The 11,957-nt window shown below is 69.8% G+C and carries 11 protein-coding genes and 1 pseudogene; 5 read left to right on the forward strand and 7 right to left on the reverse strand.

Annotated features, from left to right (window positions below):
* Positions 1-70: 70 nt before the first annotated feature.
* The 5 genes from E9536_RS38785 to E9536_RS38805 all read left to right on the forward strand — a co-directional run bounded on the left by E9536_RS38785 (position 71) and on the right by E9536_RS38805 (position 5,755).
* Complete coding sequence (locus E9536_RS38785; RefSeq protein WP_226127202.1) at positions 71-1,519, forward strand: efflux transporter outer membrane subunit; 1,449 nt, start codon at positions 71-73, stop codon at positions 1,517-1,519.
* Positions 1,520-1,528: 9 nt separating this feature from the next.
* On the forward strand, positions 1,529-2,908 hold the full coding sequence (locus E9536_RS38790) for an HlyD family efflux transporter periplasmic adaptor subunit (protein ID WP_136472845.1): 1,380 nt from the start codon (positions 1,529-1,531) through the stop codon (positions 2,906-2,908).
* Positions 2,905-4,443, forward strand: a complete 1,539-nt coding sequence (locus E9536_RS38795; RefSeq protein WP_059700335.1) for a DHA2 family efflux MFS transporter permease subunit — start codon at positions 2,905-2,907, stop codon at positions 4,441-4,443. Before E9536_RS38790 ends, E9536_RS38795 begins: the two co-directional genes overlap by 4 nt.
* Positions 4,444-4,502: 59 nt before the next feature.
* The gene (locus E9536_RS38800; RefSeq protein WP_049098311.1) at positions 4,503-4,934 is read left to right on the forward strand and encodes a hypothetical protein; all 432 of its coding nucleotides are present in this window, start codon (positions 4,503-4,505) and stop codon (positions 4,932-4,934) included.
* An 86-nt stretch (positions 4,935-5,020) separates the two neighbouring features.
* Positions 5,021-5,755, forward strand: a complete 735-nt coding sequence (locus E9536_RS38805; protein WP_080982137.1) for an autoinducer binding domain-containing protein — start codon at positions 5,021-5,023, stop codon at positions 5,753-5,755.
* Here E9536_RS38805 and E9536_RS38810 read toward each other — a convergent pair.
* The 7 genes and pseudogenes from E9536_RS38810 to E9536_RS42320 all read right to left on the reverse strand — a co-directional run.
* The gene (locus E9536_RS38810; RefSeq protein WP_049098307.1) at positions 5,678-6,460 is read right to left on the reverse strand and encodes a glutamine amidotransferase; all 783 of its coding nucleotides are present in this window, start codon (positions 6,458-6,460) and stop codon (positions 5,678-5,680) included. The two genes, E9536_RS38805 and E9536_RS38810, sit on opposite strands and share 78 nt — an antisense overlap.
* A 63-nt stretch (positions 6,461-6,523) precedes the next feature.
* The gene (locus tag E9536_RS38815; protein WP_021160969.1) at positions 6,524-7,168 is read right to left on the reverse strand and encodes a glutathione S-transferase; all 645 of its coding nucleotides are present in this window, start codon (positions 7,166-7,168) and stop codon (positions 6,524-6,526) included.
* Positions 7,162-8,415 (reverse strand): cystathionine beta-lyase, encoded by a 1,254-nt coding sequence (gene metC, locus E9536_RS38820; protein ID WP_136472847.1) that lies wholly within the window; start codon positions 8,413-8,415, stop codon positions 7,162-7,164. Before metC ends, E9536_RS38815 begins: the two co-directional genes overlap by 7 nt.
* Entirely contained in the window at positions 8,406-9,059 is a 654-nt protein-coding gene (locus E9536_RS38825) for a pyridoxal 5'-phosphate synthase (protein ID WP_027787351.1), read from the reverse strand. Before E9536_RS38825 ends, metC begins: the two co-directional genes overlap by 10 nt.
* Positions 9,060-9,066: 7 nt before the next feature.
* Complete coding sequence (locus E9536_RS38830) at positions 9,067-9,969, reverse strand: CoA ester lyase (protein WP_027787350.1); 903 nt, start codon at positions 9,967-9,969, stop codon at positions 9,067-9,069.
* Positions 9,970-10,016: 47 nt separating this feature from the next.
* Positions 10,017-11,156: an acyl-CoA dehydrogenase family protein gene (locus E9536_RS38835; RefSeq protein WP_136472849.1), complete on the reverse strand. Its 1,140-nt coding sequence runs from the start codon at positions 11,154-11,156 to the stop codon at positions 10,017-10,019.
* A gap of 413 nt (positions 11,157-11,569) precedes the next feature.
* A pseudogene (locus E9536_RS42320) lies at positions 11,570-11,734 on the reverse strand (helix-turn-helix domain-containing protein); the annotation flags it as partial.
* Between the last annotated feature and the right edge of the window lie 223 nt (positions 11,735-11,957).

The following is an 11,957-nucleotide window of genomic DNA, read 5'->3' on the forward strand; positions in this document are numbered from 1 at the left end:
TACGAAGCAGAGGAATGCGATGCATGCAGCACTTGCTCCCTGGACACGCGATGCCGGCGCACTGCGCGTCATGTCGCGAATCGCCGCCGCCGCCGCGCTCGTCGTGCTCGGCGCGTGCGCGAGCCGCGACGGGCTCGCACCCGCAGGCACGCTGCGCGGCGCCGATACGCTCGCCGCATCGCGCAGCCTCGCGCATGTGCCCGCCGCCGACTGGCCGGCCGCCGACTGGTGGCGCGCGCTGAACGATGCGCAACTGAGCGCGCTGATCGACGAGGCGCTCGCCGGCAACCCCGATCTCGCGACCGCCGATGCGCGCGCACGCGAAGCGCAGGCGCTGGTGATCGAAGCGCGGGCCGCGCGGCTGCCGCATCTCGACGGCCGCGCGAGCGCAAAGGCCGAGCGGCTGTCCGGTACCCAGTTTTCGTCGGGCGAGGGCGGCGGCTTCTTCAGCCACACGCGCGAGGTCAATCTCGGCCTGAGCTGGGATCTCGATCTGTGGGGCGGGCGCCGTGCCGCGTGGGAAGCCGCGCTCGGCGAAGCGCGCGCCGCGCAAATCGATGCGCAGGCCGCACGCGTGCTGCTGTCGGTCAACGTTGCGCGCGCCTACGTGAATCTCGCGTATGCGTTCGATCAGCAGGACGTCGCGCGGGCCGAATACGCGCGCGCCGACGAAGCGCTCACGCTCACGCGCCAGCGCGTCACGAAAGGCATCGACAACGTCGCGCAACAGCGCCAGGCGGAAAGCGAAGTCGCGGCCGCGACGCGCGAGCAGGCACGCACGGCCCAGGCGATCGACAGTGCGCGCATCGCGCTCGCGATCCTGCTCGGCGCCGGCCCCGACCGCGGCCTCGCGCTCGTGCGGCCCGCGCCGCTGCCGACCGCCGCGCTCGCGGTGCCGGCCGACCTCCCGGCCGCGCTGCTCGGCCGGCGCGCCGACCTCGTCGCCGCGCGCTGGCGGGTCGAGGCGGCCAGCCGCAACGTCGCGGCCGCCCGTGCGGATTTCCTGCCCAACGTCAGCCTCACCGCGCTGATCGGGCTCGCGACGCGCGGGGGCGCATCGCTGTTCCAGGCCGCATCGCGCACCTACAACGTCAGCCCGGCCGTGAGCCTGCCGATCTTCGACGGCGGCGAGCGGCGCGGCGTGCTGCGCCGGCGTGACGCGCAATACGACCTCGCGGTCGCCGGTTACAACAAGACGCTGATCGGTGCGATCGGCGAGGTGGCCGACGATCTGCACCGGCTGGATTCGCTCGCCGTGCAGACCGATGCGCAGCAGCGTGCGTTCGACTCCGCCACCGATGCGTGGCGGCTCGCGGACGCGCGCTACCGGGCCGGCGTCGGCAGCTACCTCGACGCGCTCGTCGTGCGCCAGCAACTGCTGGTCGCGAGCCGCGAGGTCGCCGCGCTGCGCGCGCAGCGCGCGGACCAGTCGCTGCAGCTCGTCGCCGCGCTCGGCGGCGGCTTTCGCGCCGAGCCGGACGACGTCGCGCTCGCCGCCACTCCTTCCCAACGTCCTTGATATCGAACCATGAGCAGCGACAACTCCCTGCAGACTCCCGCGCGGCCGGCCGCCGCCGATTCCGCCAGCGCCCGCCAGCAGCCGGCGGCCGACCACACCGGCGCCCCCCGCGCGCCGGGCGCGCCTGGCGGGCCGGACACCCGCACGCCACCGGCACCCGGCGGTGCCGCACCCGCGACGCCGCCGGCACCGCCGGCACGGCGCAAGCATCTGGTGCGCGCGCTCGTCGCCGTGTTCGCGCTCGGCATCCTCGGCTGGGGCATCTGGTACGTGATCGTCGGACGCTGGTACGAATCCACCGACAACGCGTACGCGCAAGGCAACGTCGTCGAGCTGACGCCGCAGGTGACGGGCACCGTCGTGTCGATCGACGCGGACGACGGCAACCTCGTCCGCGCCGGCACGCCGCTCGTACGCCTCGACCCGAGCGACGCGCAGATCGCGCTCGCGACTGCGCAGGCCGATCTCGCGGCAACGGTGCGCAAGGTGCGCGGCCTGTACAGCAACGAACGCGGGCTGGCGAACAGCATCGACGGCGCACGCGCCGAACTCGACTCGCGACGCACCGCGCTCGACAAGGCGAAGGCCGACTACAGCCGTCGCGAGGATCTCGGCCGCTCCGGCGCGATTTCACGCGAGGAACTCGCGCATGCACGCGACACGCTGACCTCCGCGCAAAGCGCGTACGCGGCCGCGCAAAGCGCGCTCGCCACGTTGAGCGAGCAGCACCAGACGAGCAAGGCGTTGATCGACGACACCGCCGTCGCGTCGCACCCCGACGTGCAGGCCGCGGCCGAACGGCTGCGCGCCGCGTACCTCGCGCATGCACGCACCGACATCGTCACGCCCGTCACCGGTTATGTCGCGAAGCGCACGGTGCAGGTCGGGCAGCGCGTGTCGCCCGGCGTGCCGCTGCTGGCGGTGGTGCCGCTGCGCGAGCTGTGGGTCGATGCGAACTTCACCGAGAAGCAGCTCGAGCACATGCGCATCGGGCAGCCGGTCGAACTGACCGCCGACTTGTACGGCGACGCGGTGCGCTATACCGGCCGCGTGCAAAGCCTGGGCGTCGGCACCGGCAGCGCGTTTTCGCTGCTGCCGGCGCAGAACGCGACCGGCAACTGGATCAAGATCGTGCAGCGGCTGCCGGTGCGCATCGAGCTGACGGAGCCGGCCCAGCTCGACGCGCATCCGCTGCGCATCGGCCTGTCGATGCACGCACGCGTCGACCAGCACGACCGCAGCGGCGCGATGCTGTCGCGTCGCGAGCAGCGCGCGCCGGTCTTCCGCACCGACGTGTACCGCGACGAGCTGGCCCGCGCCGACAGCCTGATCGCCGACGTCATCCATGCGAACCTGCCGTCGGCAGCGCGCGCGGAGACGGTGCGATGAGCGGCCCGATGGCGGCCGCCGACAGCGGTTTTCGACCGTCGAGCGTCGGGCTCACGACCTTCGGCCTCGCGCTCGCGGTCTTCATGCAGGTGCTGGACGGCACCGTCGCCAACGTGTCGCTGCCGACGATCGCCGGCAACTTCGGCGTGAGCACGACGCAGAGCGCGTGGGTCGTCACGACGTTCTCGGTCAGCAATGCGATCGCGCTGCCGCTGACCGGGTTTCTCGTCAAGCGCGTCGGGCAGGTGCGGCTGTTCGTGTGGGCGACGCTCGCGTTCACGTTCGCGTCGCTCCTGTGCGGCCTCGCGCAAAACCTGCCGCAGCTCGTTGCGTTCCGCGCGCTGCAGGGCCTGGTGGCCGGGCCGATGATCCCGACCACGCAGGCGCTGATGCTGTCGATCTACCCGCCGCAGCGGCGCGGTTTCGCGCTGTCGATGATCGCGATGGTCACGGTCGTCGCGCCGATCGCGGGGCCCGTGTTCGGCGGCTGGGTCACCGAGCATTACTCGTGGCGCTGGGCGTTCCTGATCAACCTGCCGATCGGCGTGTTCGCCGCGATGTGCGTGTTCGCGCAGATGCGCGCTCGCGTCGAGACGACCGTTGCCGCGCGCGTCGACTATGTGGGCCTCGCCGCGCTGATCGTCGGCGTCGGCGCGCTGCAGATCGTGCTCGACAAGGGCAACGAAGCCGACTGGTTCAACTCGACGTTCATCGTCGTGATGTCGGTGGTCGCCGCGTTCGGCATCGCGCTGTTCCTGATCTGGGAGCTCAACGAGCCGAACCCGATCGTGAACCTGCGGCTCTTCGCGCATCGCAACTTCGCGGCCGGCACGCTGACGCTTGTGCTCGCGTATTCGGCGTTCTTCGCGGTCAACGTGATCGTGCCGCAGTGGCTGCAGCGCACGCTCGGCTACACCGCGTTCTGGGCCGGGCTCGCCGTCGCGCCGATGGGCGTGATCCCCGTGCTGATGACGCCGTTCATGGGCAAGTACGCGCCGCGCTTCAACATGCGCGTGCTCGTGTGCTGCGCGTTCGCGATCCTCGGCACGTCGTCGTTCCTGCGCGCGGGTTTCGTGCCCGACATCGACTTCACGCACATCGCGCTGATCCAGCTGCTGCAGGGCCTCGGCCTCGCACTGTTCATCATGCCGATCAACAGCATCCTGCTGTCCGACCTGAAGCCGGACGAGATCGCCGCCGGCTCCGGCCTGTCGACGTTCCTGCGCACGCTCGGCGCGAGCTTCGCGGTATCGATCACGTCGTTCCTGTGGGACCGGCGCGCGATCCTGCACCACGCGCAGCTCAGCGAGCACGTGAGCGCGTTCGACCCGGCCGTACGCGCCGAAGTCGCACGGCTCGGCGGCGGCGATCCGCAGCGCGCGGCGACGCTGCTGGGCAACCTGGTCGATGCGCAGGCGTACCAGATCTCGTTCAACGACGTTTCGTTCGCGCTCGGCTGCGTGTATCTCGCCGTGATCGCGGTGGTCTGGCTCGCCCGTCCGCCGTTCGGCCCCGGCGCCGCCGCGAAACGATGAAGCGGGCGCTGCGCGGCCCGTTCCGACCCATGCTGTTCAATTCGATGGAGGTTGACCCGATGCCCACCCACCACGCTGGTGCCATGCCCCCCGACCTGGCGACGCTCGCCGTGTTCGACGTCGCGGAATTTCCGTTCGTCGTCGTGCGCAACGACGCGATCGCATCCGCCGGCTACGCGCAGCGCTGGCTCGACGACATGCACGCGCTGATGCGGCACGGCGAGCCGTTTGTCATGATCTTTCCGCCGGCCCGCCCGGATGAAGCGCACGACGACCGCAAGGAACGCGGCATGTGGCTCAAGCAGAACCGCGCCGCGCTCGCCGCGGTCTGCCGTGCGCTCATCACGATCGAACCGGACCCGGCCGAGCGTGAAGCGGCCATCGCGAACGCATCCGGCATCGAAAAGGCGTTCGGCATTCCGTTCGACGTGACGGCGTCGCTCGACGACGCGAGGCAGGCAGGCCGGCGACGTCTGGCCGAGGCGGTCTAGCGCGGCCCGTTCGCGCGCAACGTCTCGAACCGGTTGCGCAAGTCCGCCTGGCTGCAGATTCCAACTAAACGAACGGGGTGGCTTGTATGAATGGACTGGATTGTCTGAAATGGTTGGTACCCGGCGACACGGACGCGTCATGGCAGAGAATGACCGACGCGGCCGCCGGAATGGGGTTCGACAAGGTCGTGCTGATCGTGTTGCCGTTTACCGGCGCGTCGTTCGATCTCGCGCGCAAATGGAGCAGCGGCGTGCCCGGCTGGACGGCGCTGTACCGGCAGCGCCAGTTCGACCGCGTCGACCCGATGCTGCGGCATTGCTTCCGTTCGGCACTGCCGCTCGTCTGGGACGACGCATTGTTCGCGCTGCCGGAGCAGCGCCCGTGTTACGAAGCGGCGGCCGCATACGGCATGCGCAGCGGCGTCGTGCTGCCGGTGCGCGGCGCGAAGGGGGAGGTCGGCATGCTGTTGTGTGCGAGCACCGACGAGCTCGCCGCCACGCGCGAGCACTGCGACCGCCATCTCGCGGCGCTGACACTGCTGCGCGACGTCGCGTGCGAAGCGATCGCCGGCACGCGCTGCCATGCACCGCCCGACAGCGTGCCGCGGCTCAGCCGGCGGGAAGTCGAATGCCTGCGCTGGCACGCGGCCGGCAAGACGTCGTGGGAAATCGGCCACATCCTGAACGTGACCGAGTCGTGCATCAATTTCCACTTCATGAACATCCGCCGCAAGTTCAACGTGTCACGTCGGCACGAAGCCGTGCTGCGAGCGGTCGAGTGGGGGCTGATCAGCATCTCCGACGTGACCGTGCCGACCTGATGCGGGCGCATCGTCGAGCCAGCGGTCGAGAAACGCGCTGAGCCACGCGGCCGTCGCCCGGTCGTGCCGCCGGCCTTCGCGTGCCTGCGTCGCGAGATCCTGCGCACCGGGCGCCGACAGCTTGTGCGCGGCGGCCGTGCTCCAGCGCCGCATCATCGGATAGCTCACTTCCGGATGGAACTGCACGCCGTACGCGCGCGGCCCGTAGCGCACGGCCTGGTTCTCGAAGTGCTCGCCGGTCGCGAGAATCTCGAGCCCGGCGACGCGTTCGAAGCCCTCGCGATGCCACTGGTAGACGTGCGACGGCCACGACCCGAGACGCCGGCCGGCGGGCGTCGCGGCGATCGGCCAATAACCGATTTCCGCGCGCCCGTCGCGATGCGCGCTCACGCGGCCGCCCAGGTGGCGGATCATCATCTGCGCCCCCAGGCAGACACCGAGAAAGGGTGCCGCCTCGCGCAGCGGCACGCCGATCCAGTCGATTTCATCCTGAATCCAGCGATCGCCGTCGTTGGCGCTCATCGGGCCGCCGAACACCACGGCGCCCGCGTGGTCGGCCAGCGTCGCCGGCAGCGGATCGCCGAGCGGCGGGCGACGAATGTCGAGCGGATGGCCGCGGGCGGCAAGCAGCCGGCCGATCCGGCCGGGGCTCGACTGTTCGCGATGCAGGACGATCAGGATCGGACGAAGGGCGGAGTGCGTCATGTCGTGTCGAGAGGGTCGTGAGTTCGTGAAACCGCGAGGCCGTGTGAGTCGTCACGCGCAGAGTCAGCCCGGCTGGCCGCGCAACGCGTCGAACGACACCATGACCTGTTCGCGATAGGCGGGGCGTCGGCTCAGGCGGGCGTACCAGGCCTCGACGTGCGGCAACGGCGGCCGCTCGACGTCGAGCGAGAAATAGCGGAACAGCGTCGCGCCGGCCGGTATGTCGGCCAGGCCCGGCGTCGCACCGCCCAGGAAGGGCTGGGTCGACAGCAGCCGGTCGAGCAGCTGGAAATGCGTCGCGCTGCGCGCGGCCTTGTCGCGCACGAGCGCATCGTCGCGCCGCTCCGGCGGCGTTCGCACGAGCGCCCAGAACAGCCCGGTCATCACGTCCGGTTCGAGCGCGGTCTGCGACCAGTCCATCCAGCGCTCCGCGCGCGAACGGGCGAACGCGTCGCGGCACCAGAACGGATTGTTCGGCACCCGCGCGGCGAGATAGCGCAGGATCGTGTGCGACTCCCACACGACGTCGCCATCCCAGTCGATCACCGGAATCCGGCAGGTCGGATTCAGCGCCGCGAACGCGGGCGTCTGCAGCGAGCCGTGCTCACCGCCTGCCGCGATGTGCCGGTACGGCACGCCCAGCTCGCCGATGAGCCATAACACCTTCTGCACGTTGAACGACGTGCGGCGGCCCCAGACGGTCAGCATCGCGCGGCATCCTCGCAGGCGGCGGCCTGCCGCGCGCACGCCGCATAACGATCGAGACCGGCCGCGAGATCGGCGATCAGGTCGTCCGGGTCCTCGAGCCCGACATGCACGCGCACGCCGCGGCTGCCGGCCGGCCAGCTCGCGGCAAGGCCGTGCGCGTCCAGTTCGAACGGCAGCGCGAGGCTCTCGTAGCCGCCCCACGAATAACCGAGCCCGAACAGCGCGAGGTGGTCGAGAAACGCTTCGACCGCGTGCGGCGGCGCCGGCTGCAGCACGACCGAGAACAGCCCCGATGCGCCGCGGAAATCGCGGCGCCACAGCGCATGTCCGTCGTCGCCGGGGAGGGCCGGATACAGCACGCGCTGCACTTCGGGGCGCGTCGCGAGCCAGCTCGCGACCGCCAGTGCGTTGCGCTGGTGTTGCCGCAGCCGCACGCCGAGCGTGCGCAACCCGCGCAGCGCGAGATAGACGTCGTCGGGGCCCGCGCACAGTCCGAGATCGCCGTGCAGTTGCTTCAACGCGGGCCACGCGCGCTCGGTGGCCGACACGGTGCCGAGCATCGCATCGGAATGCCCGACCAGGTACTTGGTGCCGGCCTGGATCGACAGGTCGATGCCGAACGCATGCGGTTGAAAGAAGAGCGGCGTGGCCCAGCTGTTGTCCGCGACGACCAGCGCGCCGTGTGCGTGCGCGAGCCGGACGAGCGCCGGGATATCGTGCATGTCGAACGTATAGGAGCCCGGCACTTCGACATACAGCGCGCGCGTATTCGCACGGAATGCGGCAGCGACGGGCGTGCGGCCGTCATACCAGGTCGTCTCGACGCCGAGCCGCGCAAGCACGCCTTCGCACGCATGGCGTACCGGGCCGTAGACCGATGCGGTCATCAGCAGGTGATCGCCGGGCTTCAGGCACGACAGCAGCGCCAGCGTGCACGCGGACAAGCCCGACGGACACAGCACCGCACCGGCACCGCCTTCGAGGCTCGTCACCGCGCGCTCGAGCGCGTCGGTCGTCGGCGTGCCACGGCGGCCGTAGATATACGGCTGCGTGCGGTTCAGCAGATCGGACACCGTCGGGCTGAGCACGGTCGACGCATGGTAGACAGGCGGATTGACGAAGCCGTGCCAGGCCGCGCTGTCGCGGCCCGCGTGCATGAGGCGCGTGTCTTCGTGCATCCGGTCATTCATGCCGTCGTGCAGGGTGCCGCCCGGTCGCGACGGGAGTGCGGCGGATTTCAAGGCCATAGCGCACACCGTTCCCAGCACTGACCGTCACGACGGTACGCCTGCCGCGCAAAACGGCGTGCGCTGTCGGCACGCCAGAATTCGGCTTCGTCCGGTGCGAGCGTGTACAGGTGCCAGTCCTCCGACACAAGTGCGGGGTCGGCGGCCAGCCGCGCGAGCTGCGCGTCGATCGCGCGCGTCAGGTCGGCGGGATCGTCGAGCCGTTCGCTTTGCCGGCCGGCCAGGATGCTCGCGCGCGACCGCTCCGGGCGGCCCGCGAAATCGGCGCGGCCTTCGGCGGCCGGCAGCCGCTCGACCGGGCCGCTCAGGCGGACCTGGCTCGCGATCACCGGCCAATAGAACGTCAGCGCGGCGAACGGCCGGTTTTCGATCTGGCGCCCCTTGGGGCTGCGCGTGCTCGCCGCGAAATGCCAGCCGCGCGCGTCGACGTTCAGCAGTACGACGGAGCGTGCGTCGGGCCGTCCGTCCGGGCGGACCGTCGACAGCGTCATCACCTGCGGTTCGACGGCGCCTGCGACAACGGCCTCGTCGAGCCAGCGTTCGAATTGCGCTTGCGGCGTGTCGGGCCAGTTTTCGGCCGGAACGTGCGGCGCCGCATGCGCGAGGGTTTTCAGCGCCTTCAGGCGCGTGGCGATCGTATCCATGGCGGGCTCAGGCAATGCCGAATTGCGTCGCGCGGGCGATCAGCCGGTGCGCGGCGAGATAGTCGGGGACTTCCGCGAGGAAACCGTCGACGACGGCCGCGGCCACGCGGCGGCCGCCGGACGCGCGCCGGGCGGTGTCGAACGCGTCGATCACGCGACGGGCGAGGGCGACTTCGTCGGCCGTCGGCGTCAGCACGCGATTGACGACCGGCACGAACTGCGCGTTGACGATCGCCTTGGCCTGGTATCCGAGGCCGCGCGACACGCGCATGTCGAGCTCCGCGCCTTCGTTATCGGCATAGCTGTACGGGCAATCGATCGCGGTGACGCCGACGGCCGCGCATTCGACGCGAAAGCGCGAACGCACATAGTCGAGTTCGCGGCCCGCGCGGGTGCGCTCGGCCCCCATGTCGGCCACCATGTCCTCGGTCGCGACGAGCACGGCCGACACGCGCGGGCTCGAACGCGCGATCGCCATCGTGTTCACGAGCCCGAGCGTCGACTCGATGTTCGGCACCAGTTCCGTCGAGCCGGGCGCAATATCGTATTCGCGCTCGAAGCGCGTGACGGCTTCGTCGAGCGCGACGACCTGCTCGGGCGTCGCGACGTACGACATCATCACGATGTCCGGCCGGCCGCGCATCGCCGCGCGCAGGTCGTCGATGCCGCCCGCGTCGAGCGGGTTCACGCGCACGGACGCGAGGATGCCGGCATCGCGCCAGCCCGCGAGCACCCGCTCGCTGAGTTCGCGCGCGGCCGGACGCCGGTCCGGCGGCGTAAAGGTCTCGAGTTCCTGGATCAATACGTCCGCGCCGCTCGCGGCGCCGTCGACGAGCGCATCGTGATCGGCGCCGGCGAGGAACAGCCAGGAGCGGCGCAGGCGGGAAGGGCGTCGGTGGGTCGTTGTCATGCTTGGATTCCTGTAGGGTGCGTCGTACGCATGTCGATGGCGGGCGTTCAGCCGGCGCGCATCATCTGGTTGAAGATGTTCTTGCGATGCATTTCCTCGGTTCCGCCGACGCTCATGAAACCCAGCGCATCCGACGCGAATGCGGCCACCGGCCCGGCCTGGTAGCCGAGGCTGCCGTACAGCCGCACGAGGCCGAGCGCGCCGTCGACGAGATCCTGCGCGCCGACCAGCTTCGCGATCGAGCAGGACATCAGCGCTTGCGGGTGATCCGTCAGCAACTGCGCGAGCGCGCCGCGCGCGAGCCACGTGCCGCGCTCGATGCCGATCTGCAGGTCGACCAGGCGACGCTGCACGTACTGGTGCGCGTCGATCGTGCTGTCGAAGCTGCGCCGGTCGCGGCAATAGGCGATTGCGTCGCGCAGGTACGGCGCCGTCACCTGCGCGGCGACGAGGCCGTAGTAGAGACGGCCGAGCGAAATGATGTCGATCAGGTTGCCGAGCCCGGCGCCCGGTTCGCCCAGCAGCTGGCCACGCGCGATCGGGCAGTCGTCGAAATGCAGCGCGCCGGTGGGCAGGTCGTCGAGGCCGAGCTTGCAATCGGGCGCCGCGACGGTCATGCCCGGCTGGTCGCGGTCGACGATCACGAGCGCCGTATTGCGCCGGCCGAGCGTTTCGACACGCGTGACGACGAGGATGAAGCGCGCGAGCGGCGCGTGCGCGATGTTGAATTTGCTGCCGGTCAGCCGGTAGCCGTCGCCGTACTCGACCAGCTTCGTCGCAATGCTGCGCACGTCGGTGCCGGTGCCCGGTTCGGCGATCGCCGTCGCGCTCAGTTCGCCGCGCAGGATCGCGCCGAAATAGCGGTCCTGCTGGGTTGCCGTGCCATAGCGTTCGAGCGCGCGCACCATGCCGGCCTGCGCGATCACCGACAGCAGCAGCGCCGGGCGGCGGATCGTCGATGCAAGCCCCTCCAGCGCCGCGGAAAAGTGCCACCAGCCGTGACCGTCGCCGCCGTAGGTCTCCGGCACGATCATGTCCCACAGTCCTTCCTGGCCGAGCCGGGTCCAGCCGGCTGCATCGAATCCGGCAGGCGCGCGAGCGTCGCGTTCCACCGCGGCGATCTCCGTGCCGATGTCGCGAAAGCGCGCGAGCGTCGCATGCTGTTCCTGCGTCCAGTCAAATGGCATCTGTCGTGTCTCCGGTCGAAGCGGCGCGGCCTCGGACGGCGCGCCAGCGATGCCGACAAGAGTAAGGGGGCACGGACAGCGGAGGTACTGGCAGTAGTGGTAGTTGCCGGGCGGGGTGTCGCGGCAGGGGTAGGCGGGCGTGGATCTTCGCAGGGTGCGTTCGAGTGCACGCGTCGCGGTGTGCGCGCATCTCGGTCGGGGCGCGCCGGTTTGATCCCGGCATCGCATTTCATCCCGCGTCGCGGGACGATATCGAATCGGAGCAGCTGTTCACGGAGCGACTCGTTCTGGCGGTCGGTCATCATCTTCTCGCGAAGAAGCGCCGGATCCATGGGAAGCGCTCGACTCGATCCCGTTGGTATTGCTCACTTATTGCCGGGCTTCGCTCGGTGTCCCGATACCCAACACGCCGCGCCATGCTCTCGAAGCCAGGCGACCAGTCGGTGGACCTGTCGGGTCGTCAATTCCAGCCGTTCCGCTGCACGCCATGGTTTGAGCTTGCCGTCGGCTACGTCCTGAATGACCTTGAATCGATCCAGCTCGCGCATCGTCATGGTGATCGTCCCAGTCGCGTTCATCGCCGGCGCTCCCAAGGGTGCAGGCGATCAACCTACAGGCCAAAACACGACATTTTTATTTAGCGGAAACGCGACATCTGAACTTGGGACCTACACACATGTCATACCCGGATTCAGATGTCCACCTTCCAGCCATTTAGAGATGTCCGGTTCTAAGGTTGGTTTTGCTGCGTTTCTTTCTTCGCTTTAACCGTTACGCAGAGTCGAAGGTCGGCGCCTGAAC

Origin of the sequence: Burkholderia sp. LS-044 (assembly GCF_004803625.1) — a bacterium.
GTDB classification, from domain to species: Bacteria; Pseudomonadota; Gammaproteobacteria; order Burkholderiales; family Burkholderiaceae; genus Burkholderia; species Burkholderia cepacia.